The 25,362-nt window shown below is 71.0% G+C and carries 24 protein-coding genes; 16 read left to right on the top strand and 8 right to left on the bottom strand.

Features of this window, described 5'->3' with window-relative positions:
• Positions 1-160 precede the first annotated feature (160 nt).
• From AC0QU1_RS09210 to AC0QU1_RS09185, 6 genes are all read left to right on the top strand, one after another.
• Positions 161-877, top strand: coding sequence for a TetR/AcrR family transcriptional regulator (locus tag AC0QU1_RS09210; protein ID WP_483576093.1), 717 nt, complete (start codon positions 161-163; stop codon positions 875-877).
• A 121-nt stretch (positions 878-998) separates the two neighbouring features.
• Entirely contained in the window at positions 999-2,120 is a 1,122-nt protein-coding gene (locus AC0QU1_RS09205; RefSeq protein WP_483576092.1) for a FecCD family ABC transporter permease, read from the top strand.
• On the top strand, positions 2,117-2,950 hold the full coding sequence (locus tag AC0QU1_RS09200) for an ABC transporter ATP-binding protein (protein WP_483576091.1): 834 nt from the start codon (positions 2,117-2,119) through the stop codon (positions 2,948-2,950). The genes AC0QU1_RS09205 and AC0QU1_RS09200 overlap by 4 nt, the downstream gene beginning before the upstream one ends.
• Complete coding sequence (locus AC0QU1_RS09195; RefSeq protein WP_483576090.1) at positions 2,947-3,954, top strand: ABC transporter substrate-binding protein; 1,008 nt, start codon at positions 2,947-2,949, stop codon at positions 3,952-3,954. Before AC0QU1_RS09200 ends, AC0QU1_RS09195 begins: the two co-directional genes overlap by 4 nt.
• 3 nt (positions 3,955-3,957) lie before the next feature.
• On the top strand, positions 3,958-5,637 hold the full coding sequence (locus tag AC0QU1_RS09190) for an ABC transporter ATP-binding protein/permease (RefSeq protein WP_483576089.1): 1,680 nt from the start codon (positions 3,958-3,960) through the stop codon (positions 5,635-5,637).
• Entirely contained in the window at positions 5,634-7,280 is a 1,647-nt protein-coding gene (locus tag AC0QU1_RS09185) for an ABC transporter ATP-binding protein (protein WP_483576088.1), read from the top strand. Before AC0QU1_RS09190 ends, AC0QU1_RS09185 begins: the two co-directional genes overlap by 4 nt.
• A gap of 257 nt (positions 7,281-7,537) precedes the next feature.
• On the opposite strand, the gene AC0QU1_RS09180 is transcribed toward AC0QU1_RS09185, so the two are convergent.
• The 8 genes from AC0QU1_RS09180 to AC0QU1_RS09145 all read right to left on the bottom strand — a co-directional run bounded on the left by AC0QU1_RS09180 (position 7,538) and on the right by AC0QU1_RS09145 (position 15,340).
• The gene (locus tag AC0QU1_RS09180) at positions 7,538-8,074 is read right to left on the bottom strand and encodes a hypothetical protein (protein WP_483576087.1); all 537 of its coding nucleotides are present in this window, start codon (positions 8,072-8,074) and stop codon (positions 7,538-7,540) included.
• Between the two features lie 645 nt (positions 8,075-8,719).
• Positions 8,720-9,136, bottom strand: a complete 417-nt coding sequence (locus tag AC0QU1_RS09175; protein ID WP_483576086.1) for a hypothetical protein — start codon at positions 9,134-9,136, stop codon at positions 8,720-8,722.
• Positions 9,137-9,255: 119 nt separating this feature from the next.
• Entirely contained in the window at positions 9,256-9,540 is a 285-nt protein-coding gene (locus AC0QU1_RS09170; RefSeq protein WP_483576085.1) for a hypothetical protein, read from the bottom strand.
• A gap of 628 nt (positions 9,541-10,168) precedes the next feature.
• Positions 10,169-11,293 carry a mandelate racemase/muconate lactonizing enzyme family protein gene (locus tag AC0QU1_RS09165; RefSeq protein WP_483576084.1) on the bottom strand — a complete coding sequence of 375 codons (1,125 nt, stop codon included), beginning with the start codon at positions 11,291-11,293 and terminating at the stop codon, positions 10,169-10,171.
• Between the two features lie 19 nt (positions 11,294-11,312).
• On the bottom strand, positions 11,313-12,101 hold the full coding sequence (locus AC0QU1_RS09160; RefSeq protein WP_483576083.1) for an IclR family transcriptional regulator: 789 nt from the start codon (positions 12,099-12,101) through the stop codon (positions 11,313-11,315).
• Between the two features lie 48 nt (positions 12,102-12,149).
• Positions 12,150-13,079 carry a carbohydrate ABC transporter permease gene (locus AC0QU1_RS09155; RefSeq protein ID WP_483576082.1) on the bottom strand — a complete coding sequence of 310 codons (930 nt, stop codon included), beginning with the start codon at positions 13,077-13,079 and terminating at the stop codon, positions 12,150-12,152.
• A gap of 1 nt (position 13,080) precedes the next feature.
• On the bottom strand, positions 13,081-14,007 hold the full coding sequence (locus tag AC0QU1_RS09150; RefSeq protein WP_483576081.1) for a carbohydrate ABC transporter permease: 927 nt from the start codon (positions 14,005-14,007) through the stop codon (positions 13,081-13,083).
• 1 nt (position 14,008) lies between these two features.
• Entirely contained in the window at positions 14,009-15,340 is a 1,332-nt protein-coding gene (locus AC0QU1_RS09145; RefSeq protein ID WP_483576080.1) for an ABC transporter substrate-binding protein, read from the bottom strand.
• A gap of 305 nt (positions 15,341-15,645) precedes the next feature.
• Between AC0QU1_RS09145 and AC0QU1_RS09140 the strand changes: the two genes are divergently transcribed.
• The 10 genes from AC0QU1_RS09140 (at position 15,646) to AC0QU1_RS09095 (ending at position 25,362) form a co-directional block, all read left to right on the top strand.
• The gene (locus AC0QU1_RS09140; RefSeq protein WP_483576079.1) at positions 15,646-16,461 is read left to right on the top strand and encodes a hypothetical protein; all 816 of its coding nucleotides are present in this window, start codon (positions 15,646-15,648) and stop codon (positions 16,459-16,461) included.
• Entirely contained in the window at positions 16,458-17,783 is a 1,326-nt protein-coding gene (locus AC0QU1_RS09135) for a copper amine oxidase (protein ID WP_483616484.1), read from the top strand. The genes AC0QU1_RS09140 and AC0QU1_RS09135 overlap by 4 nt, the downstream gene beginning before the upstream one ends.
• A 1-nt stretch (position 17,784) precedes the next feature.
• The gene (locus AC0QU1_RS09130) at positions 17,785-18,609 is read left to right on the top strand and encodes a DUF305 domain-containing protein (RefSeq protein ID WP_483576077.1); all 825 of its coding nucleotides are present in this window, start codon (positions 17,785-17,787) and stop codon (positions 18,607-18,609) included.
• Positions 18,606-19,151 (top strand): signal peptidase I, encoded by a 546-nt coding sequence (gene lepB / locus AC0QU1_RS09125; RefSeq protein ID WP_483576076.1) that lies wholly within the window; start codon positions 18,606-18,608, stop codon positions 19,149-19,151. Before AC0QU1_RS09130 ends, lepB begins: the two co-directional genes overlap by 4 nt.
• A gap of 98 nt (positions 19,152-19,249) precedes the next feature.
• Positions 19,250-19,855, top strand: a complete 606-nt coding sequence (locus AC0QU1_RS09120; RefSeq protein WP_483576075.1) for a TetR/AcrR family transcriptional regulator — start codon at positions 19,250-19,252, stop codon at positions 19,853-19,855.
• A 580-nt stretch (positions 19,856-20,435) separates the two neighbouring features.
• Complete coding sequence (locus tag AC0QU1_RS09115) at positions 20,436-21,497, top strand: alpha/beta hydrolase (protein ID WP_483576074.1); 1,062 nt, start codon at positions 20,436-20,438, stop codon at positions 21,495-21,497.
• A gap of 159 nt (positions 21,498-21,656) precedes the next feature.
• Complete coding sequence (locus tag AC0QU1_RS09110; RefSeq protein ID WP_483576073.1) at positions 21,657-22,886, top strand: ABC transporter substrate-binding protein; 1,230 nt, start codon at positions 21,657-21,659, stop codon at positions 22,884-22,886.
• Between the two features lie 174 nt (positions 22,887-23,060).
• Complete coding sequence (locus AC0QU1_RS09105; protein WP_483576072.1) at positions 23,061-23,873, top strand: carbohydrate ABC transporter permease; 813 nt, start codon at positions 23,061-23,063, stop codon at positions 23,871-23,873.
• A gap of 59 nt (positions 23,874-23,932) precedes the next feature.
• Positions 23,933-24,700, top strand: coding sequence for a carbohydrate ABC transporter permease (locus AC0QU1_RS09100; RefSeq protein ID WP_483576071.1), 768 nt, complete (start codon positions 23,933-23,935; stop codon positions 24,698-24,700).
• A gap of 26 nt (positions 24,701-24,726) precedes the next feature.
• On the top strand, positions 24,727-25,362 hold the full coding sequence (locus AC0QU1_RS09095; RefSeq protein WP_483576070.1) for a TetR/AcrR family transcriptional regulator: 636 nt from the start codon (positions 24,727-24,729) through the stop codon (positions 25,360-25,362).

Genomic DNA, 25,362 nt, shown 5'->3' with positions numbered 1-25,362 from the left:
CCTTATTGAGAATGCTTATCGTATCTAGAACGCCGTTCTAATCAAGTCCCGCCACGACGTCCGCCGACGTGGCCGCGCCCGCGCGAATGAGGCAGGCTTTCGGGATGCGGCGCCACGGCCCGAAGTGGGGCAGCGGAACACGAGGTCAGGGGGAGCACGAGTGGCACAGGACGTGGCAGGGGCCTTCCACGTGGGACTCACCGCGGAGCGGGTGGTGGACGCCGCGCTGGAGCTGACCGCCGAGTCGCACCTCCTGGGCTGGTCCATCCGGGACCTGGCCAAGCGGCTCGGGGTCGCGCCGTCGGTGGTCTACCACCACGTCGGCGGCAGGGACCTGCTCGCTCGGCACGTCGTGGAGCGAGTCCTGGCCGACCTCGCGCCGCCGTCCGCCGACCTCGAGTGGCGCGACTGGTTCCGCGCCCTGCTCCTGTCGGCCAGGCCCCTGGTGGCGCGGTACCCCGGCGTCGCCAAGTGGCTGCTCATGCACGGGCCGTCGTTCCCGTCGATCATCCCGATCATCGACGCAGGCGTCGCCGCCCTGCAGCGCGCGGGCTTCGGCGAGCACACGGGCCTGGCCTACGCCACGCTGCTCAACAACGCCCTGCTCACGATCACCGTCGGCGACGACCGGCTCCTGCACGAGGGCGACGGCCCCCGCGACCACGCCACCATGATGCGCGAGTTCCAGGCCGCCGGCGCCGACAGCCCCGGCGTCGCCGTGCTCACCGACTCGCTGATGCGCCCGTTCGCCCAGGGCGGCCCCGACGTCGACCGCCGGCGCGAGGCCTACTACCAGTTCGTCGTCGAGACCACGATCGCCGGACTGGCCGCCCAGCTCGACGCCCGGCCCGACGGCCGCGGCACGCGCGGGACGTAGCGGAGCGTCACGCAGCCGGCGACGGGGGAACGGACCGGCTCTTTGCCGGGAGTAAGTGAGAACGGTTATCGTTCGCGATCGTGATCGTGAAGCCACCCCTCGTGACCGTCGGGCCGCACGCATGACGTCGAGCTCGCTCGCCCGCCCGGTGGGTTCGAGCCCTGGCCCGCTCGCGCCCGGCCGCGTCCGCCGCCGCCTCGTCCGCAGGACCTGGCTCCTGTGCGCGGCGCTGGGGTTCGCGGCCTGCGTGCTGGTCGTGGTCTCGGGCGCGGTGGGTTCGGTGGCCGTCAGCCCGGTGCAGGCGGCGCAGCTCGTGGTCGGGCACCTGCTGCCGGGGATGCCGTGGATGTCGGACGGGTCCCTGACACCGTTGCAGGACCAGGCCGTCTGGCAGTTCCGCCTGCCGCGCACGTTGCTCGCGGGCCTCGCCGGCGCCGGCCTCGCCCTGGCCGGGGCTCTGATGCAGGTCACGGTCCGTAACCCGCTGGCGGAGCCGTACGTCCTCGGTGTGTCCTCGGGCGCGAGCGTGGGCGCGGTGCTGGTGATCGTGCTCGGTTCCGCGACGCTCGGCGGGCTGTCGCTGAACGTCGCGGCGTTCGCCGGTGCGCTGGGCGCGTGCGTCTGCGTGGCGGTGCTGGCCCGTAAGGACGGCGCCCTGTCCCCCACGCGGATGATCCTGGCGGGGGTCGCGCTGGGCACGCTGTTCAGCGCGGTCACGAGCTACCTGACGATCTCCACGAGCGCCCAGAACGTGGTGAGCGTGCTGTTCTTCCTGCTGGGCAGCGTGTCGGCGGCGACCATGTCCAGCCTGATCGGCCCTGCGGTCGCCCTCCTCGTGGCCGGTGTGACCGCACTCCTGCTCGCCCGCTCGCTCAACGCGCTCATGACCGGCGACGAGTCGGCCGTGTCCCTCGGGGTGGACGCCAATCGGCTGCGCGGTGTGCTGCTGGTGGTGGCGTCGCTGCTGACGGGCACCGTGGTCTCGGTGGCGGGCGGGATCGGGTTCGTCGGGCTGGTCGTGCCGCACGTCGCGCGCATCGCCGTCGGGGCCGACCACCGGCGCATGCTGCCCGTGACGGTCCTGGGTGGCGCCGTCTTCCTCATGGCCGCCGACCTTCTCGCCCGTACGGTGGCCGAGCCGACGGAGATCCCGCTCGGGATCCTGACCGCGTTCGTCGGCGCACCGTTCTTCCTGTGGCTGATGCGCCGTGGTGGCGCCGAGCGGGCGGGTTTCGGCCGATGAGGGTGGAGTTCGACGACGTCACCGTCCGGCTGGGTGGCCGCGACGTCGTCCAGCACGCGACGCTGAGCGTCGAGCCGGGAACCGTGGTCGGCCTGGTCGGGCCGAACGGCAGCGGCAAATCCTCCCTGCTGCGCACGCTCTACCGGGCGGTGCGGCCCCGGCACGGCAGCGTGCGTGTCGACGGGCAGGACGTCCTGCGCCTGAGCGGGCGCCAGGCGGCCCGGGCGGTCGCCGTCATGCTGCAGGACGCGCCGACCGACTTCGACCTGAACGTCGAGGAGACGGTGCTGCTCGGGCGTGCCCCGCACCATGCGGCCTTCGGCCGAGACACCCCGGCCGACCTCGACGTGGTGGCTGACGCGATGCGCCGCACCGGCGTCGCCGACCTGGCCGACCGGATGGTCGCCACCCTGTCCGGCGGCCAGCGGCAGCGCGTCATGCTCGCCCGCGCCCTGGCCCAGGAGAGCCCCGTGCTCGTGCTGGACGAGCCCAGCAACCACCTCGACATCAGCCACCAGCACGAGCTCATGACCACGGTGCGCAGCCTGGACCGCACCGTGATCGCCGCCCTGCACGACCTCAACCTGGCGACCCAGTACTGCGACCAGGTGGTCGTGCTGGACGCCGGCCGGATCATCGCCACAGGACCGCCCGCCGCGGTGCTCACGCCCGAGCTGATCCGCACCACCTTCGACGTCGACGTCCGCGTGCACGGGGACGGCGACCAGCCCGTCTTCGCGTTCCGCCCGCTCCCCGCGACCGGCCCCACGACCGGCGACCTCACGACCGGCTCCGCCGAACCTCGAGAAGAAAGCAGCATCCCGACATGATCCGCACCTCACGTACCCGTCACCGCTCCGCCATCGCGCTCACCGCGGGCACCCTGCTCCTGGCCGGGTGCGGGTCTGCGGTCACGCCCGCCCCCGCCGCATCCGGCTCCGCGGAGGCGGTGACCGTGGAGAACTGCGGCCGCGAGGTCGTCGTCGACGACGCCCCTATGGCGGCCGTCGGCATGCACCCCGCACAGACCGAGCTGCTGCTGCGCCTGGGCCTGGCCGACCGGCTGGCCGGGCAGGCGCAGGCCGCCGCGCAGGACCTGCCCGACGACGTCGCGTCGCTGGCCGAGGACGTCCCTGTCATCGGCGAGGTCATGCCCCCGAGCCGCGAGGACCTGCTCGCCGTCGAGCCCGACTTCGTGTACTCACCGACCACGTACGAGTTCACCGCCGAGCAGGGCTTCGCCAGCATCGAGCAGCTCGAGCAGGCCGGTTCCGCCGTCTACGTCGCCACCGGCGGGTGCGCGGACCGGCGCATGTCCGGCGAGGTCACCGACCTGTTCGAGGACCTGGAAAACGTCGGCGAGATCTTCGGCGTCCAGGACGAGGCGGCCGACCTCGTCGCCCAGAGCCAGGCCGACCTGGACGAGGTCGCCGCCGCCGTCGCGGACGTCGAGCCGCTGCGTGTCGCGCAGGTCTACGTCGAGGGCACCACGCTGCAAGCGATCGGCGCGGGCGTCGAGTACGACATCCTGCGCCGGGCCGGCGCCGACAACGTCTACGGGCCCGACGACCCGGCGTTCGGGGAGTTCTTCGCCGCGACCATCACCCCGGAGTCGCTGGCGGCCGAGGAACCCGAGGCGCTGGTGTTCTCGGCCTATGACGAGGAGCACGAGGCCGCGACGCGCGAGTATCTGACCTCCACGTTCCCGGACATGCCCGCCGTGCGTGAGGACAGGCTGATCGCCGTGTCCAGCGCCGACGTGTTCCCCGGCACGCTGGGCAACATCTCGATCGTGCGGGAGATCGCCGAGCAGCTCTACCCGGACGCGTTCTGACCGGTGGTCCACCGACGGCTGCTCCAGCTCGCCGGGGCCGTGCCGGGGGCGATCCTCGCCCTGGCCGGCCTCGGGATCGTCCTGTCCGCCCTGCACGTCACGTTCGCGCTCACCGCGGGGTCGGTCATCACCACACTGGTACGCGGCGACGGCGACCCGCTCCCGGGCCTGGCGGCACTGGCCGGGCTCGGCCTGCTGCGCGGCGTGCTGATCTGGGTCCGTGAGCCCGTCGCGACGCGCGTCGGGGCCGGGGTGCGCATCCGGCTGCGGCGCCGGCTGCTGCTCCAGCTCTCCGCGGTACCGGCCGCGGAACGGGACTCCGGGCAGGCCGCGGCCACGGTGATCGACGGCGTCGACGGTCTGGACGGCTACTACACCCGGTACCTGCCGCAGCTCATCGTCGTGCTGGTCGTCCCCGCCGCGGTCGTGGCGCTCGTCTGGACGCGCTCGGCGGGAGCCGGCGTCGTGCTCGCGGTCGCCGCCGCGGTCGCGGTGCTCGCCCCGCGCGCGTGGGACCTCCGCCTGCTGCGCACCGGACGGCGCCGCTGGGAACGGTTCACCCAGTTGTCGTCGGACTACGTCGAGGCGCTGCAGCAGATCCCGCTGCTGCGGTCCTTCGGCGCCACCGGCCGGTTCGCCGCCCGGATCGCCGCGGACGCCGACGAGCTGCGCGGCTCCACCATGGCCCAGCTCCGGCTCTCGCTCGCGGAGACCGTCGTCAGTGGCGTGGCCCTGCACCTGGGCACGATCCTGGCGGTGTTCGCCGCCCTGACGGCCGTGCTCTCCGGGGACGCACGCGCCACCGACGCCGTGACCGTGCTGCTGCTGGCCCGGGAGTGCTTCCGGCCGGTACAGGACCTGGGCACGAGCTGGCACGCGGGATATCTGGGCCTGACCGTCGTGGACGGGCTGGAGCGGCTCCTGTCCCGGCGGCCGGCCGTGATCGAGGACGGCACCCACGCCGCGCCCGCCCCCAACGGATCGGTGGTGGTCGACGACGTCACCTACCACTACCCCGGTACCCGCACCGGCGTGCGGGACCTGAGCCTGCGGGTGGCACCCGGCGAGACGGTCGCCGTCATCGGCCCTTCCGGGTCGGGCAAGAGCACACTCGCGCGCCTGCTCGAACGCGACATCGACCCGGACGCGGGCCAGGTCCGCGTCGACGACGTCGACCTGCGCGCCTACACGCACGGCGCGCGCAGCCGCAGCGTCGTCGTCGTGCCGCAGGACCCCGTGCTGTTCGCCTGGAGCGTCCGCGACAACCTGCGCCTGTACCGGCCCGCTGCCACCGACGCCGAGATCGAGCGGGTCTGCGGCCTCGCGGACGTCCACGACGTGATCGCGGGCCTGCCCGACGGCTACGGCACCGTGCTGGCCGAGAACGGCGAGCAGCTCTCCGGCGGCCAGCGGCAGCGGCTCGCCATCGCCCGCGCTCTCCTCTCGCCCGCGCCGGTGCTCGTGCTCGATGAGGTCACCTCGGCGCTCGACCCCGATACGGAAAGGCGCGTCGTGGACGCCGTCGCCCTGGCAGCACCCGCACGAACCGTCCTCGTCATCGCCCACCGAACCAGCGCCTGCGCGCACGCGGACCGCTGGATCGCGCTCCGGGACGGACGTCTCGCCGCGGCCGGCGACGGACCGCCCCCGGCACGAGCCCTGGTGGCCGGGGGTGCGTCATGAGGGCGGTCCTCCGGCTGCTGCCGGTCATCGCCACCCACCGGAGCCTGTTCGTCGAGACCGTGGTGTGGAGTGTCGTCACCCAGAGCGCCGCGCTCGCGATCGCGCTCGGCCTGGCGTCCGCCGTCGGACGCGTCGTCGCGGGCGAGCCCGTCGACCTGCGCGTGCCGGCGCTGGGGCTGTGCGCCCTCGGGGTGCTGGCCGCCACCACAGCCTGGCGTGAGTCCTGGGTCTCGCACGACCTGGCCTACCGACTGATCGCCGTGCTGCGGGGCCGGGTCCTCGACGCCCTGCGCGGAGCCCTGCCCGCCCGTACCCGCCACCAGCGCACCGGCGACCTGATGACCACCGTCGTCGCCGACATCGAAACCCTCGAATGGCTCTACGCCCACACCGTCGCACAGACTCTGAGCGCCCTGCTGGTGCTCACGGTCAGCACCGCCGTCTCCCTCTCGCTCAGCCCGCTGCTGCTGCTCGTCTGGGTGCCCCTGCTGCTCGTCGGCGTCGCGGTACCCCTGGCGACCGCACGCCGAGCACGCCAGGACAGCGACGCTCTCGCCGCAGGCGCCGCCACGGTCCGGTCCGAGCTGCTCGACACCGTCCGCGGACTGCGGGAGCTCACCGGGGCGGACGCCCTCGACAGGCAGCTCGACCGGATCACCGACGACACCCGCGCACACGCACGCACCCAGGTCCGCGAGTCCGCGCGCCTCGGTCTGGAGCGCGGTATCGCCGACGCCACGCTCGCCGGCGCCCTCCTCGGCGCGATCGGCATCGTGCTGCTCGACCGCGGCTCCATAGCCCCGGCCGACGTGCCGCTCGCGGTCACCGTGGCCGTCGCCGGCCTCGGCCCCGCCGCACAGATCGCCGACCTGCTGCGCAACGCCGGCACGCTGCGTGCCGCGGCGGTGCGCATCACCGACGTGCTCACGACACCGCCGGCCGTCGACACCGCCCCGGCCGCGCACGCTCCCTCGGTGAAGGACGAACAGGGCCTCGTTCTGGACCACGTCACCTTCTCGTACGGCTCGGACCGTCCCGTGCTCGACGGATTCAGCCTGCACATCCGGCCCGGGCAGGTCGTCGCCCTGACCGGCCCCTCCGGCGCGGGCAAGACCACCGCCGCCCGGCTCGCGCTGCGCCTGTGGGACCCGGACGGGGGAAGCGTCCGCGTCGACGGGACCGACCTCCGCACGCTCCCGGACGCCGACCTGCGCGACCTGGTCGCCGTCGTCCCGCAGGGTTCCCCGCTGCTGCGCGGGACGATCCGCACCAGCATCACGCTCGGCGACCCCGACGCCACGGCGGCGATGATCGACCGCGCGGCACGGGCGGCCGGGCTACTCGACCCGGGCAGCGGGCTCCCGCTCGGCCTGGACACGCCCGTCGGCGAGCACGAGACGGGCCTCTCCGGGGGCCAGCGTGCACGCGTGGCCATCGCCCGCGCGCTGCTCCGCGACCCCCGGGTGCTCGTCCTGGACGAACCGACCGCATCCCTGGACCCCGACGCCGACACGGCCATCATGGAGTTCCTGACCCGGGACACCGATCGCGCCACGCTGCTCATCGCACACCGGCCGGACACCGTCGCCGCTGCCCACACCCGCGTCGAACTGGAGGGCACGCCTGGACGCATACGTCACTGAGTGCGAGGAAGCCCCCACCCAACCCGGGCCCGGACACGCCCACGCTCTAGCATCCGGGCGAGCTCCAGGCATGCACCTGGACCGATGGCCAGCTGTAGGCCATCACGCCCACACGCCGGAGCTCATGCCCACACGCAGATCTCGGACACCGGGCGGGGCCATATCAGGAAACCGGCCCCCCGACGCTGCACGCCGGCGGCCTGAGCTCGGGCAGCGCGCACTGCGTCGTCGAGTGCGACCGGGAGTCCCCACCACCTTCAGTCGATGGGCGTGGAAGGCAAGGGGATCTTGACGTGCAGCGTCGAGATGCGGTCCAGGCCTGAGAAGTTGCTCGCGTACCCATGCAGCTCGGCGTCCACCCATGCCGCACCGCCGGCCGGGCAGGTCCCGGTGATGGTCTGGAAGCCGGCTGTCCACCTCGAGGGCGCTGTGCCGTCCTGCGCGTCACCGGTGAAGTCCAGGCGCTGATCGCGGTAGGTCTCGTCGACGTCACCCAGGGAGTCCTGGCAGCGGCCCTCTTGGCTCCCGTAGAAGTCGATCGACCGGATCCCGCCGTCGTCCCGGACCTGCAACGTGACGCTCAGGCTCGCCTCCGCCGGAGCGTAGTGCGTAGCGCCATCGCTGAACGTGAAACGCTGCCCAGTCTGCTGATCACGGACCTGCCACGAGAGCTCAGGGGCCGTACTGCCGGTCGTCGTCACCGGCACGGTGCACCGGGTCGCCACCAGCAACGGCACCACCATCACAAGCACGGCCGCGAACAAGACCCTGGCCGGCCGGCTTTTCGGCTTCATCGCAGTGCTCCTTCGGGTGACCGCCCTTGTCCTACAAGAGCAAGCGACCCCGAGCGTGATACCCACCACGGCGGTCCGCCGGCCTTCCCGGGCATGGACCGTAGCAGGGCGTGCTCCGCCGCGTCGCGGGTCATGCCCACTGCCGACGGCTGGTGGCAATCACCGAGCAGGTCGCGGGCCGTTGCGCGGGCCTGCCACCGACGCCCCTTGCCCGTCTTCCACGCGCTGATCTTGGTCCCTGGCTTCAGCTTCGCCCTTCCCATCAGGCCGCCCCCCGTCGGCTCGTCCCGGGCCGTCGCCGCCAGCCGATCGTGGCGGCCGCCGCGGTCCCCACCGAATCGGTACTGTGGATCGACTGGCTCCGAGCGCGAGAAGCGATGCAGCAGAGTAGGCGTCGAGGCGGCATACGTCTCGAACGGATTGCGCTCCGAGCGACCAGCGGCGGAGGGCAGCATGGAGCGAGCCGCATCGAGCCGGGCCGTGGTCTTCATGCCTGGCAGGTGCGAGGAGGATCCCACCGTCCGGTCGTGGACTAACTGAGCAAAGCGTGCACAATTCGTGCTCCCGAAGGGGTCACGAACACCAACAGTGCAGGTCAGGGGTCGAACACCCGGAAGCGAAGTACTTCTCCGTGTGACTTCGAGGTCACCCAGGGAAGGTCCGAAGCCAGGAGTCTCGAGGCGTCTCGATCCAGGATCGCAAGTGGCTGTCCATCATTTCACTTACCTCGCCGATGTTCTCAGGGACATCAATTCGCCTGAAGTTCTCAAACGCATCGAGATAGGCGCGCGCGACGGCAGGGTACAAATCGGCTGCCGCAACCGATGTGCGGCGCATCTCTACCCCGTAATGATCACCTTCTGGCCGCCCGACCGTCAGCAGCAGGTACCCCACCCAGCCCCGAATTTGCTCCAGGCGTACTGGAATCGCCCGCTCCATGAGACCCGTCTCTCCCACACCATTTTCACGGCAGTCGTCGAGCAGGTTGGTCAGCATCGGCCACAGCGCTCCCACATCGTCCCACAGATCAGGACCAAACATCTCGGTCCCGTCAATGGTCATGCTGATGAATCCCTCCACGTACCCATACCGTTTCTGGGTAAAGGAATCCATGTCCTGAACCGACTCGAACCTCGAAGACCCATGGCGATCGAATAGGTATGTCTGAATAGCGATATCACTCACGGTTCACTCATCCCCACGGGGTGGAACGTGCCGATCGCTCCTTGGTTCACGCCGAGCCGGTAGGTTACGCCGTCGATCGTAGCCTTCACGTTGCCGACCTGCTGCTCGGGTCTTGGCCTTCGCGCGATGGCCGCCAACTCGTCCGTCCTCTGCCGAACGACCTGATCAATGAGGTCGACGATGTCGTCGACAGTCCTGGACTCGCTAAATAGGTCGTTGTCCTGCCTCGCCTGATCGGGGTCGAAGTACTTTGGATGATGCCTTTCGAGGATGTGTTGCATCCCCGCCGCGCTGCAGGACCAGCGTGGTGTCGCCGTACCTAAATGTCTTCGGCCTCCAATTCTTGAGCACCGGCAGGCAGCCAGAGTTATGAACAAGAACTTCCGCGTCGCCAACGTGGTAGGTGCGGAGATCGAGAACTGCGAGGTTGTAGGCCGGTCCTTCGCGCACCGCCCCCGTGGCGGGCCCGCCGACCGCCAGTTCGGTCCCATTGGCCGACAGAACCTTCTCGCCCGATCGACGGCGTCGACTGGCAAGGGCGCACGCCCGGCTCCTACGGCGACAGCAAGCTGTTCGTCACCGCCCTGGCGGCCGCCGTCGCACGCCTGCGGCCCGGGGTGCTCAGCAACGCCGTCGACCCCGGGTGGGTACCCACCCGGATGGGCGGGGCCGGTGCCCCGGACGACCTGGAGCTGGGTCACCGCACGCAGGAGTGGTTAGCCACGAGCGACGACCCGCAGGCCCTCACGACCGGCGGCTACTGGTACCACCAGGAACGGCAGGAGCCCCACACCGCGACCCACGACCTGGCGTTCCAGGACCGCCTGCTGACAGCCATGGCGCACGAGACCGGGACACCACTATGAGGTCAGCGGCCCGACAAACCGCAGACAGCAAACGCACTGGTCGCTACGCCGCCCGTGGGGCGAGCGGGAGCGGCCGCAGGTGCGCGTCGCCGGGCAGCGGCACACCGAAGCCCGGCGCGTCGTCGAGGGACAGGACGCCGTCCACCGGGCGCAGCAGCCGCTGGTCGACGCCGGCCACGGTCCCCGGCACTCCTTCGACGAGCTCGACGTTGCCGAGCCCTGCCGCGAGGTGGGCCGCGTAGCGCGTCTTCAGCGGCCGCCCCCACGCGTGCGGCGAGCCGTGCACGCCGGCCGCCACGAGCTCGGGCATCAGCCGGCGCCACGCGGTCAGGCCGTAGGACATCACGTCCATGAGCAGGACGTCGATCGACCCGGCCGCCGCGACCGGCAGCAGCGCGCCGACGTCGGGCGAGCTCTCGCCCTCCGCGATCCGCGTCTCCGGCGAGTGCGCGTCGAGCCACGTACGCAGGGCGGCCAGGTCTCCGGCGTCGTCCAGGAAAGGCTCCTCGACCCAGTACAGCCCCACGTCCGCCACCGCTTCGAGGTAGGCCACGAACCCGGCCAGGTCGTAGCCGTCGTTGGCGTCCACGAGGATCCGGGCGTCCGGGAACGCGTCGCGGACCGCGCGGGTCACCTCGATGTCCCGCACGTCGCCGCGCTCCCGGGGCAGCCAGCGGTTGCCCCGGCCGATCTTGAGCTTGAAGTCGCGGTAGCCCAGGGCCGCGTCCGCCCGGCACTCGTCAAGGAGGACGCCGGTCCCCCGCGGCGCGTCCTGCGGGTCCAGGTCGTCGAAGTAGATCGCGCCGTCGTAGACCGGGACGTCGACCGGCCCGCGCCCGCCGAGCAGGGCGTGCACGGGGGCGTCGAGCACCACGCCGAGCAGGTCGTGCAGGGCGATGTCCAGCCACCGGTCGGCGGCGTCGCGCACGCCCAGCGCCGGGTCGATCAGCTCCGAGAGCGGGCGTCCCTCCACCCGGGCGACGTCGCCCGGCGGCCCCTCGATCAGGCCCCAGCCGGTGCGCCCGTCGTCGGTGACCAGCACCGCGACGTGCGAGTCGGGTCCGTCGCCATGGCTGCCGAGCCGGGCGTTGCGCCCCACCGTCCGGGGATAGCGGGTGGCGAGCGATGCGAGCCGGACGGAACGGACGGACGGGTCTGAGGTCGCCATGGCATCCAATCGGTGGTGGTCAGGTGTGGTGGGGCGGCGCCGCGCCGAGCGCGGCGGAGATCCGGGCGGCGGTGCGCCGTACCGCCTCGACGATCGCGGGCTGGGCCGCCACGATGCGGTCCCGCGGGCCGGCCACGCTGATCGCGGCGACGGGCCCCTCGCCCACCCCGCGGATCGGCGCCGCGACGCAGCGCACGCCGGGCTCGCGCTCGGCGTCGTCGAGCGCCCAGCCCTGGTCGCGGATGCGGTCGAGCTCCGCGTGCAGGGCCGGCGCCGTGGTCAGCGTGGTCGGCGTGTAGCCCGTCAGCGGGATGCGCTCGACGACCGCGCCGAGCTCCGCCGCCGGCAGCGCCGAGAGGTAGGCCTTGCCCAGCGCGGACGCGTGCAGGGGCGCCCGGCTGCCGAGCTTGGACACCACCTTCACCGCCTGCGGTCCCTCCTGCTGCATCACATAGCACATCTGGTCCTCGTCGAAGACGGCGATGAACGCCGTCTCCTGCGTCTCCCGGACCAGCTCGCGCAGCGGCTCTGGCCCGACGGCGAAGACGTCGAGACCGTCCAGCGCCTGCAGGCCCAGCCGCATCACGACGGGCCCGAGCCGCAGCTCGTTCTCGCCCGTCACGTAGCCACGCTCCCGCAGCATCCCGACGATGCGGTACGCGGCGCTGCGGCTGAGACCGAGGTCCGCCGAGAGGCGCTGGACGGTCGCGCCCGGCGTCGCGGCGAGCCACTCGACGATGTCGAGGCCGCGTGCGAGGGTGCCGACGGCGCCGCCGTCGGCCGAGGTCCGGCTGCTCGTGTCATTCACGCGGCCATTCTCTCCTGGCCTCTCTCCTGGACCGTTCCGAGCACCCGGTCATCCCTTGAGGCCCGACCGGGCGACCCCGGCGATGACGAAGCGCTGCACGAACGCGAACAGGACGAGCACAGGGACGCTCGCGATCGCCGCGCCCGCCATGACCGCCGGGAAGTCGGTCGCGTAGGCGCCTCGCAGCGTCGCCAGGCCCGCGGGCAGCGTGAGCTGCGACGGGTTGAACAGCACGTACAGCGGCCAGAGGAAGTCGTTCCAGCTCCCGAGGAACGACAGCACCCCGAGGGTCGCGAGCGGCGCCCTGGACAGGGGCAGCACGACGCGGACGAAGATCTGCCAGCGGTTGGCGCCGTCGACGATCGCGGCCTCCTCCAGCTCCGCCGGGAGGCTCTGGAAGAACTGGACCAGGAAGAACACGCCGAACGCGCTGGCCGCGCCCGGGACCACGAGCGCCCACACGCTGTCGAGCCAGCCGAGACCGTCGACGATCAGGTAGTTCGGCATCAGGAAGACGAATCCCGGGACGAAGAGCGTGGCGATGATCAGCGCGAAGATCAGGCGCCGGCCAGGGAACCGCATCCGGGCCAGCGGGTAGGCCGCCGCGGACGCCGTCGCGAGCACGAGCGCCGTGTGCAGCACACCGACGAGCACGGAGTTGCCGAGCCAGCGCAGCAGCGGCGCCTGCGCGTCGGCGAACAGCCTCGTGTACCCCTCGACGGTGGGCGTGGGCGGGATCCACTGCGGCGGGAGCGCCGTGGCGTCGCCGGTCGTCTTGAACGACGTCGAGAGCATCCACAGCAGCGGCGCCAGGACGAGCACGGACAGGATGAGCAGCATCGCGTAGAGCAGCAGCGTGCCGACGACGCCGCGGCCGGCGGCGGACCGGCCGTGTCGGCGGGGATCGGACCGGCCCGGGGCCGCAGGCCGGGCGGCGCTGCCCGGGGTGCTGCCCGGACGCTCGACGGTGGTGGCCATCTCAGCTCTCCTTCTGGCGCAGGAACACGAAGTTCAGGGCGCTGACGGCGATCAGCAGCAGGGCGAGCAGGTAGCTCATGGCGGCCGCCAGACCCATCCGGAACTGCTCCAGGCCCACCTCGGCGATGAACATGATGGCCGTGCGGGTCTCGTTCGACGGGTTGCCCGAGGTGAGCAGGTACGACTGGCCGAACATGTTCGCCGACGCCAGCACGGTCATGGTCAGCACGAAGAGGATGACCGGCCGGAGCTGCGGGATCGTCACGTACACGAACTGCTGCCAGCGGCCGGCCCCGTCCATCGTGGCGGCGTCGTAGAGCGCCTCGTCCACGTTCTGCAGCCCCGCGAGGTAGACCACCGAGTTGAAGCCCATCGTCCACCAGACCGTCACGCCGACCAGCGAGACCCAGACCCACGGCGTCGCCGTCAGCCACGGCACCGCCTCGGTGACCCCGAGCTGCGCCAGGTAGCCGTTCACCAGGCCGGTGTTGCCGTTCAGGAGGTACTGCCAGAGCAGGCCGACGACGCTCACGCCCAGCACGTAGGGCGCGAAGAAGACGGCCCGGAAGAAGGTGCGCCCCCGGAACCGCTGGTTGAGCAGGAGCGCCAGCCCGAGCGGGATCACCATGAGCAGCGGGACGGACAGCAGGACGAAGAGGCCGGTCGCACGCATGCTCTCCCAGAACTGCTGCGCCACGAGCGCGTCCGGGGTGAACAGGTCGGCGTAGTTCTGCAGGCCAACGAACGGCCGGTCGGGCAGGAAGAAGTCCCAGTTGTGCAGGCTCATCCAGAGCCCGGACGCGGCCGGCGCCAGCACGAACGTCCCGAAGATCAGCAGGAACGGCGCGAGGAAGAGGTACGGCGTCCAGGGCCGGGGCCGGTGGGGCGAGCGCGGCGCGCCGTGGCGCGGAGCGGCGACGGCGGTCATGTCAGGCCCTCCCGTACTTCTCGGCGTTCTCCCGGAGCAGGAAGGACGCCTGGGTCGTCGCGGTCTCCAGCGCGGCGCGCGGGTCGCCCAGCGACAGCAGCGCGTCGCCGACGGCGGGGTACAGGATGGTCGTCTGCACCTCGGCGATCCCGGGCACCAGCGGGTAGAACCGGATGTGCTCGACGCCGACGGCGACGTGCGACTGGGCCGGCAGCTCCGCCAGTTCCGGCGAGTCGAGGATCGGCAGCCGGGCCGGGACCGGCCCCGCCGCCGCCCAGCCGATCGAGTTCTCAAGGATCCAGCCGAGGAAGGTCACGACGGCCGCGAGGCGGTCCGCGTCGAAGCTCGGCTGGCGGGAGATCACGAACTGGTGCGAGCCGGAGAACGCGGCCCGCTGCCCGCCGATCCGCGGCAGCGGGGCGACGTCCCAGTCGAGCCCGTCGACCGAACCGAGGTCGTTGATGAGGGCGCCGGGGCCGCCCCAGAGGAACGCGTTCTGGTCGTTCTTGAAGGCCATGTTCGCGTCCGAGCCGCTCACGTTCCGCGGGCTCCAGCCCGCCCTGATGAGCGACTGCTGCCATGTGAGCGCCGCGACGCCCGCCGGCTCGGCGAACGTCGCGCTGCGCCCGGCGGCATCGTAGTGGGTGCCCCCGAACTGCCACAGCAGCGAGTCGAAGCCGCGCCCGACCCCCTGCGGGTCGACGGCGGGGAGCCAGTGGCCCCGGATACCCGCGGAGGCCAGCGCGTCCAGGGCGTGCTCGTACCCTGCGCGGTCGGCCGGCGGCGCGTCCGGGTCGAGCCCCGCCTGCTCCAGCACCCGGCGGTTGTAGAACAGCGAGTCGGGCCACATGTCGAGCGGCAGCGACCACCGCTGGCCCCGGTAGACGCCGGAGTCCCAGACGACGGGCAGGTAGTCCTGCTCTGCGAGGCCGACGGTGCCGAGCACCTCGTCCACCGGCATGATCACCCTCCGGGCGGCGTTCGTCGCCACCTGGAAGTTGTGCATGAGGGCGAAGTCGGGCGCGAGGCCGCTCGTCACCGCGGCCGGGAACTTCTGGTAGAAGTCCGCCCAGGGCAGGGCATACATGTCGACGCGGATCGACGGGTGCGCCCGCGTGAACTCCTCGATCAGCGTCCGCATGACCGGGCCGTCCCCGCCGGTGAGCCCGTTCCAGAACCTCAGGGTGACCGGTGGCCCCTCGTAGACCACGGGAACGCGCGGCATCCGTGCCGTCCCGATGGTCGGCGCGCAGCCCGCGACCGCGGTGGCGACGCCGGCCAGCCCGGCCACCCCGATCGCCCGCAGCACCGCGCGGCGCGTCAGCTTGCTCATCTCCACGTCTCACTCCGTTGTGTGACGTCCCGTTGAACGGGACTGCTGTGTCGATGAACGGGACAGTACTGGAGGCGGGTCGGTGCGTCAACGTTGGATCAGCCCTCGCCAGATTTCCGGAGACGGTCGCCAGCCTGCGTCACGCGCAGGTTTCGGGCCCGTGCGCAACAGGTCGAAACTGCAACAGAAGGGGCGTTCCAGAGAAACCTTCTGGGAACTGACAGCACTCAGGCTGTAGGCGACCTGCACGCGCCGCCTCCTTGACACCAGACGGCGCCCGCTCCCCCAGCAGGAAGGCCAGCCCGATGTCGTCACCACTCCCCACCCCGGAAGAAGCCCCGCGACGGTTCTCACCACGCTCGCTCATGGTCCTGGCCGCGGGGCTCGCGGCCGTCACCCTCGTCGTCGTCCTCGTCGCCTCTCGTCCGACGGCGCAGGCCGACGAGCCCCGCCCCGGGGAGCTCGGCGCCGCATCCGAGCCCGGCAGCGACGTCCCCGCCGAGTCGACCGACGCCGGCTCCCCGGAGAAGGCCACGGATCCCGTCGCCGCCCCGGCCGCCAAGGCACCGCTCGACCAGCTCTCCGCCGACGAGGTCGCCTACGCCCGCTACCTGGTCGGCCAGGACGCCTCCTACCGCAGGACCACCGACGTCACCGGCGGGGCCGGTGCCCAGTACCTGTCGGCCGACCTGGCCGACGCCAGCGCGTACGGCGACGGCGTGCGCCGTATGAGTCTCCTCTACTACGACTACAGGGCCGAGAAGGTCGTGCAGTACGTCGTCGACCTGGACGCGTCAGAGATCGAGGAGGTCACCAAGGCCAAGGGCGTGCAGCCCGCCCCGACCGAGCTCGAGACCGACGTCGCCTACGAGCTCCTGCTCGCCGAGACCGACGCCGTCGCCGAGGAGTACACCGAGCTCACGGGCGAGGCGCTGACGGACGGCTCCGAGGTCGCCGTCTCCGCTCACTCCTGGACCGGAGGCCCGGCCACCGACGCGGCACCGGAGTGCGCAACGGACCGGTGCGTGCAGGTCCTCGTCCAGACCGCGGACGGGCCGTACCTGACCACTACGCCCTACGTCGTCAACCTGTCCGCGCAGACCGTCACCCCGGTCCAGTGAGCACCGATCGAGCGAGCGTCGAGGAGACCAGGATGAACCTGAAGAACACGACCCGGCTGGTGCTCGCGGTGGCCCTTGCCGCCGGGACCAGCGTGCTCGCGGCACCGGCCGCGTCCGCCCAGACCGTCACGGAGGCGTCCTGCTCGGGGCCGTCGCTCGTGCAGAAGTCCCTCGCCATCGGCTCCGCCTGGGAGATGTGCTGGCGCATCGACTCCTACCGGGGCCTGATCATCGACAAGGCGGCCTACCGGCCGGGCACGGGCGAGCGGCCGATCATGGTGCTCGACTCGATCGGCCTCGCCCAGCTCAACGTCCCCTACGACACGGGCCTGACCGAGTACAACGACGTCACCACCTACCAGGTCGGCGGCCGGCGCATGCAGGACCAGTCGGCGGTCGACTGCCCGGACGGCGAGGTCCGCAACGCCTACCTCACCGAGGAGCGGCCCAACGCGCCCGTGCTGTGCGTCAGCGAGCAGGCGTCGGGCCTCGCGCACCGGTCGAACGTCGCCGGGGAGCAGCTCTACATCGACCAGGGCACCGACCTGGTGCTGCACACCATGTCCCGGATCGGCTGGTACGAGTACCAGACCGAGTACCGGTTCCACGACGACGGGGAGATCTCCGTCCGGCTCGGCGCGACGGGCGACCTGTCCCCGTACGACTACACCGACGCGGTCAACTTCGGCTGGCCGCTGGACACCGGCCAGGACGACTTCGCGGTGAACCACTACCACTCGGCGTTCTGGCGGGTGGCGTTCGGGATCGACAACGGGGCCAAGCAGACCGTCGAGAAGATCGAGACCGACTTCACCGGCGACCACGGCACCACCGGCGACACGGGCTGGACGCCGGTCATCGCGACCGAGGTCACCACGGTGCCGCGCGAGGGCAAGGTCGTGCTGGACAAGCGGGAGACCTACCGGGTGGTCAACCCCAGGAGCAAGAACGCGGACCGGCACCCCCGCTCCTACGAGATCGTCATGGAGAAGGACAACGCCTACGCGCTCAACCCGGAGACCGACTACGACATCGCGTTCACCCAGCCGCACCCGGACGAGGTGCACGCGTCCTACAACCTGATGCCGGCGAAGGCCGGCCAAGGGGTCACCGACTACATCAGGAACAACGAGAAGCTCAAGAGCCCCGTGGCCTGGGTCAACGTCGGGTTCCACCACGTCAACCGGGACGAGGACCAGAGCCCGATGCCGATCCACTGGCAGGGCTTCACGCTCTACCCGCGCGACTTCACCGCCCAGAACCCGAACATCCCGGAGGGCCGGGAGTACGTGAACGGTGACGTGCGGGAGGACCAGGGCTGACATGCGCTCTGCCCCCGACGGCTTCCGCCGCGCCCGCCCCGGGCGGTTCGCCCTGGGCGCGGCGGTGGCCGTCGTGCTGGGGTCGGCGGGCTGCGCGTCCGCCGACCCCAGCCGGGAACGTGCCGCGCAGGTCCTCGCCGAGCGCCCGAGCGGTGCGGACGTGTGCTTCGTGCGGATGATGGTGCCGCACCACGAGCAGGCGGTGGAGATGAGCCGCGTCCTGCTCGCCAAGGACGGCGTCTCGGAGCGTGGGCGCCGGTTCGCCGAGTACGTCGAGCTCGCCCAGGCCCAGGAGGTGACCACCATGACCGCCTGGCTCGCGGCCTGGGACGAGGCCCTGGCCGACGCCGATGCCGAGCTCACCGCAGGCGGTACGGGCCCGCGGCGCCCCGACGGCGTCGCGGTCCCCGACGGCGCCGCGCCCGGCTCGGCCGGGCCGGGAACGACCGGCACCGTTCCGGGTGGGCACGCCGGCCATGCCGGCGGCGCGCGGCCGGAGGCCGGCACGACGTCGTCGAGCGGCCTGCCGGGCTGTGGGAACGACGACGATCACGGCGCCATGCCCGGGATGCTCACCGAGGCCGAGATCGATGCGCTCCGCGCAGCCCCCGCACGGACGGCGGAGCACCGTTACCTCGAGCTGATGGTGCCGCACCACGAGGGCGCGCTGGAGATGGCGCACGCCGCCCTGGACGGAGCCCCCGACACACGCGTCTCGAACGAGTACGTGGTGTCCGTCGCGCGGCACGTGGTCGTCGAGCAGGAGCAGGAGATCGTCTCCCTGCACCGGATGCTGGAGGCGCTCGACGATCCGGAGGCGTCGTGACCGGGCCGGTCCGGGTGCGAGCAGCGCGGCGGCGTCCTGCCGTGGCCCTGCTGGTGGCGGTGCTCACGATCGGCGCCCTCCTCGCGGCGGCCCAGACCTGGCTGGTCCGCGTGTACGTGGTCGAGGGGACCTCCATGCAGCCCTCGGTCGAGCCGGGCGACCACGTCCTGACGGACCTGGTGGGACCCGTGCGGCGTGGCGACGTCGTGGTGGTCCTGCTCGACGGGACGCCGTCGGTCAAGCGGGTGATCGGGATGCCCGGTGATCACGTGTGGTGCTGTGCGCGCGGTACCCGCGCCGTCGTCGTCGACGACGGCGAGCTCGCCGAACCCTACCTGTACCCCGGGGACCGGCCGAGCACGCTGGCGTTCGACGTCGTCGTCCCGGACGGCGCGTACTGGGTCATGGGCGACCACCGCAGCGCTTCGCACGACTCACGCAGCGTCTCGACGGTGCCCGCATCGTCCGTGATCGGCGTCGTGCGCGACGTGTACGCGGTCGGCAGCCGGTCCCCGCCGTCCCTGGGCGCCCTCCACCCTTGACGCCGCATCGACTGCCCCCGGACCGTCCTGGTCCGACGGCGGGCTCCGCGCGGGACTGACTTATGTACCGGTAGGTATCTAAGGCGTATCGTCGAGGCGTGACAGCACAAGGAGCCGCAAAGGGCCGCCCGCGGGAGTTCGACGTCGACGAGGCGCTGGAGCGGGCGATGCTGGTCTTCTGGGAGCACGGGTACGAGGGCTCCAGCCTGGGGGACCTGGAGAAGGCCATGGGCATCGGTCGCCCGAGCCTGTACGCGGCCTTCGGCAAGAAGGAGGAGCTGTTCCGCAAGGCGCTGGAGCGCTACAGCGAAGGTCCCGCCTCCTACACCGAGCGCGCGCTGAAGAGGCCGACCGCGCGCGAGGTCGCCGCGGCCTACCTGGCCGGCGCCGTGCGGACGACCACCCGGCCCGAGGGCCCCGCCGGCTGCCTGGGCGTGCAGGGCGCGCTGGCCACCGGCGACGCCGGGCGCGCGGCCCACGACATCCTGATCGCCTGGCGTGAGAAGGCCGTGACCCTGCTGCGCGAGCGGTTCCGCCGGGCCGTCGAGGAGGGCGACCTGCCGCCCGACGCCGACCCGGGCAAGCTGGCTCGCTACATCATCACGGTCGGCAACGGCATCGCCGTCCAGGCCGCCGGCGGGACGCCCCGCGCCGAGCTGCAGGACGCCGCGGACCTCGCCCTGAGGGGCTGGCCCGGCGCGTAACGGGCGCGCGGCCTGACCCGGCAGGCGCCAGCCAACCAGGGGATCACAAAACGGTTACGCGACTCCCCGGGGACTTGGACACCCGCGCGGCGGCGAGGTACATTCAAAGGAACAGACTGACTACTCAGTCGGTTTTGGTAACACAGCGATCCGCAGCAAGGGTCCGACAGAGTGCGTGACCGCAAGCTCCGCATCGATGCCCAGGGCGCCCACGAAGGGGTGGCCGCTCATATCCGGTGCCTGGTGGCACCGCCAGCAATTCAGCTCGAGGAGGAGCTCGTGACAACACCCATCGACTCAGCGCCCAGCACGCACGTGCGCAGGTAGCCCCGAGTCTCTCGTGCCCCGGACGGACGACCGGGGCCCCGACATCTCCCGAACGGTCGAGCCCGGCCAGGACCTGCTCAGCCCACGGCATCGGTGTCGGCCCTGTCGTTCGCGTGTTGCCAGGTTCCCGGACACCTGACCGATCGCTGCTACCGCGGTCGGTGCCCACAGCGCCCACAGTGCCCACGAAGGAGGTGGGTCCCTTTGCCTGCCCGGTGACGTGGCGGGCCCATTCAGCTCAAGGAGGAGTTCTATGACGAAACCGACCGGCCCCGTGCCCAGCGCGCAGGTGCGCAGGTACCTCGAGTCCCTCGCACCCCAGGTGAACTACTGGGGTCGCGACGTCGCCGCGCTGCGGAAGCAGGCCCGCGACCACGTACTGGCGTTCCGCGGTCCGCTGGAGGACGTCGTCTCGGTGGAGACCATCGAGGCCGGCGGGGTTCCCGCAAGGCTCTACCGACCACGCGGCGACGAAGAGGACGTTCTGGTCTGGATCCACGGCGGCGGCTGGATGCTGGGCGACCTGGACTGCTGCGAGGGCGTCGCGCGAGCGCTCGCGAACCGTGCTGGATGCGCCGTCCTCACGATCGACTACCGGCTCGCGCCCGAGCACCCGTTTCCGGCGGCGTTCGACGACTCATGGGCCGCGGTCGGCTGGGCCCGACGTCATTTCTCCAGGGTCGCCGTCGGGGGCGACAGCGCCGGCGGCAACCTCGCGGCGGCGTCCGCGCTCCGGGCGAGGGACTCCCAGCTCGATCTTGCGCTGCAACTGCTGGTGTACCCGGTTCTGGACAGCACCATGGACACCACGGCCAAGCGGCGATTCGTGGAGTCGTACTCGAACTTCGCGGGGAGGGTCGACTACGGCAGAACCGCGTTCGAGCGGATCGGCTATCTGTGGGACGCCTACGTCCCTGACCGGCTGATGCGGCGGTCTCCGGTGGTCTCGCCGCTGCATGCCGAGACGTTGTACGGCGTTTCTCCGGCCGTCATCATCACCGCCGAGCACGACATTCTTCGTGGCGAAGCCGTCGAGTACGCCAGGCGGTTGCGCGGAGACCGGGTCCCCGTCGAGACCCACGACTACGTCGGTCAGATCCACGGGTTCATCGAGAACCTCGCCGTCATGACGGACGCGATGGACGCCATCGAAAAGGCCGGCTCGGCGCTACGGCGAGCATTCGCCGGCCGGCAACCGGATCACGCACGTCTCGCGGTCAGCGCGCAGTCGATCGGCGCGCACCCGTCGTCAGGGGCGGACCGCGACCACCGACCGTCCCCTGAGGCGGCGCGCCAAGCGCCCCCGTCGTCCTAGATTCACTTGTGAGGAGTCATCATGCGTACCAACGACACTCAGCCTCGGCGGGGGCGGCGACCGAGCTATCGGGCCGCGCTGCCGGTCATTCTTGCCGCCCTCCTGGCATCGTGCGGCGCGCCGGGCGCGCAGAGCCCGCTCTCTGACACGCCGGAGAGCGTGAGCACGAGCATCGGCGATGAGCCGGCCACGCTCAAGGTGCTCGTCTCGACACCCGATGTGGCGCTCTACGAGGAGCTCGGCGCCGCCTTCCACAGCAAGCATCCCAACGTCACCGTGAAGGTGACGGGCGAGGACTTCAACAACCTGACGACGAACGTCCCTCGCCTGATCTCCGGCACGGACGTGCCCGACCTGGTCCGGCTCGCATCCTTCGGGAACCTGGTCAAGGACCGGCTCCTCACCAATCTGGACCCGTACGCAGAGGCGTACGGGTGGACGGAATGGCCACAGTCGCAGTTCGCCTCCACCCGCGTGGACGACGACGGCCGGCAGCGCGGCACCGGCCACCTGTACGGCGCCGGGCCGGGGTTCGGGCTGACGGGCATGTACTACAACAAGACCCTCGCCGAGCAGATCGGCATGACCGAGCCACCGGCCACACTCGGCGCCTTCGAGGAGAGCCTGGAGAAGGCGAAGGACGCCGGCCTCCTGCCGATCATGGTGAACGGCAAGGACGGAGGGCTGGCGTATCCGCTGCAGAACCTCCAGATGAACTATGCGGGCAGCACCGAGGTGGTCCAGGACTGGAACTACAACAAGCCCGGCGCGAACATCGACACACCCGCACTGGTGGACGCCGCCGCGACCCTCCAGCGCTGGGGTGAGGAGGGCTATCTGCCGGCGGACGTCAACAGCATCGACCAGACACAGGCTCCCGCCAGGTTCGCCGAGGGCGAGGGCGTCTTCTTCCCGAGTGGAAACTGGCAGGCCCCGACACTCCAGGAGACAGGCCGGGGCGAGATCGGGTTCTTCCTCTTTCCCCCCGAGGAGGCCGGTGACCCCTTCACCGCGATGACCGCCGCCGGGGTGCTGGCGATTCCCACCATGGCCCCCGAGCGTGACGTGGCGGCAGCATTTCTGAACTTCATCCAGACAGATGCCGGCGCCCGCCAGAGCACCCTCGACATCCTGGGCCTGCCACCCGCCGGGCCGGCGGACGCGTCCGTGCCGGACTCCGAGCCCGGATCCCTCGTCTCCGGCACCGTCGAGTCATTTCAGACGCTGCTGGAGAGCGACGGTCTCGTCGACTTCATGTCGAACTCGACCGCCTCGATGCACGCGAACACACTGATCCCGCAGACGCAGCTTCTCGTAGCCGGAAAGACCTCGCCGTCCGAGTTCTCCGCGGCAATCCAGGAGGACTACGAGAATGAAGCGGAGAAGTAGATGTCATCCACCGGCCACCTGGTGAGGAACGTGACTCCGGTGCAGCCGAGTCCCACTGCGGAGGGGCCGCCCCCTCCCGCACGTCCCGCCCGCCGACGGCTTCCGGCGCCCGCCCGCCGACGGCGTCCGGCACAGCGGTGGTGCGCCCTGGTCTGGGTAGCGCCTGCGCTGGTCATGTACGCCGTGTTCGTCCTGTACCCGCTGGGCCAGTCCGTCCAGTTCTCGTTCTACGACTGGGACGGCATCGGGCCGGCGACGCCAGCGGGCCTGGACAACTGGAGGGCGATCTTCACCGAACCCGAGCTGCTCGGGTCGGTCATCCACGCGTTCGTCCTCATCTTCTTCTACGCCGTCCTTCCGGTCGGCCTGGGGCTCGTCGCAGCGAGCCTCATCCGAGAGCTCCGGGTCGGAGCGTTCAACACCACCGCACGGGTCGTGCTGTTCATCCCACAGGTGCTGCCACCCGTGGCGGCCGGTATCGCGTGGACGTGGATGTTCTCCACCGACGGGCTCGTCAACCAGGCGCTCGGCGCCGTCGGCCTGGAGTCCCTGACGCGCGCGTGGCTCGGCGACTTCACCTTCGCGCTGCCGGCCGTCGGCGTCATCGGCTTCTGGCTGTCGTTCGGCTTCTGCACGGTCCTCCTGCTGTCCGGCATCGGCAAGATCGACCCGTCGCTCTACGAGGCCGCCCGCCTGGACGGGGCGGGCCGCGTCGGCGAGTTCTTCGCGGTCACGCTTCCCGGGCTCCGCCAGGAGATCGCCGTCTGCGCGACCATCGGCACGATCGCGGCCCTGGCCAGCTTCGACGTGGTCCAGATCGCGACCCAGGGCGGCCCGGGCTACCAGACGATGGTGCCCGGCGTGGAGATCTACCGGCTCACCTTCCTGGAACAGCGGATCGGCCAGGCCTCGGCCCTCGCCGTCTTCCTCGCCGCGCTCGTCCTGCTCGTCATCTGGCCCATCCAGCGCATCGGGAGGAACGAATGAACGCCGGAACGTCAACCGTCCAGGACCGCATCTCGCGTGCCGTCATCCTCCTGGCGCTCATGGCGTTCGCGATCCTGCCCCTGCTCAGCATGCTCACGGCTGCGCTCGCACCGCAGAACAGCACACCGCCAGGGCTCGCCTGGCCCGAGGACCCGCAGTGGCACAACTTCGTCGACGCCTGGACCGCGGCGAACTTCCTCGCGCTCTTCCAGTCGAGCATCCTGATCGTGCTGGGCGTCGTTCCCGCCGCCGTCGCCATGGCCACCGCCGCCGGATACGGGCTCGCGCAGCTGAACGTGCCTGGCGGCAGACTCGTCAACGCCCTCCTGCTCGTCGGGCTGACGCTGCCGTTCGAGGCGCTCATCACCCCGCTCTACTACAACCTGCGCGACATGGGGCTGCTCGGGACCCGGTGGGCCGTCATCCTGCCGCTGATCGGGCTGCTCATGCCGTTCGGCGTGTTCTGGATGCGGGCGAGCTTTCTCACGGTGGAGACAGCCCTCACGGAGGCCGCCAAGCTCGACGGCGCCAGCGCGTGGCAGATCTTCCGCCGCGTCCAGCTACCGCTCGCGATACCCGCCTTGTCGGCACTCACGATCTTGTTCTTCCTGGCGACCTGGAACCAGTACCTGCTGCCGCTCGTGCTCATCGACGATCCGACCATGCGCACCGTCGCCGGCGGCCTGGGTGCTTTCCAGGGTGAACACGGCACGAATATCGCACTGTTGTGCGCCGGGTCATTGCTGATCATCGCCCCCTCCCTGCTGGTGTTCCTCTTCTTCCAGCGCCACTTCGTAAAAGCCCTCCTTCAGGGCGCTGTCAAGTAAGGAATCGTTGACGATAGGATATGGATATGAGACGGCAGGACCACCTTCAGACGGCACTAGAGCCCGTCGGCGTCAAGAAATCTGTTTCGGCAAAGGGAAATGCGCGCAGGGAGCTGATCGTGGAGGCCGCCACTCGGCTCGTGGCGCGCAACGGGTCCCGCGGCACCAATCTTGCAGAAATCGCCGCCGAAGCCGGAGTCTCACAAAGCGGCCTGCTCTATCACTACCCGAGCAAAGAGGCACTGCTCAATGCGGTGCTGGATCGGCGCGACGAGGCCGAGGAAGAGATTCTCTGGCAGGACCCCGACTCAGGTCTCGGCATCCTCGACATCATTGCGTACAACGTCACCCGCTGGGCCAGCCACTCGCACACGGTAGGTATGCACACCGTGCTGGTCGTCGAGAACCTTGGCGACGACGGCGTTCTCCACCCGCGGTTGGCCAGCCGATATCACCTGACCGTGGACCGGATCAGCTCGGTCCTGGCGGCTGCCCAGGACCGCGGCGAGATTCGCGCGGACGTCGACACCCGTCTCAAGGCCATCGAGATCATCGCCTTCATCAACGGTCTGGAGACCGCCTGGCTGCTCGACCCCGAGATCCCGGTGGCCATGACCGCGAAGGCGTGGGCGACCCAGCAGCGGCTCGCGATGGCGGCATAG

It is taken from the genome of Promicromonospora noduliphila (assembly GCF_056951025.1).
This window is presented reverse-complemented; position numbering and strand designations above follow the sequence as displayed.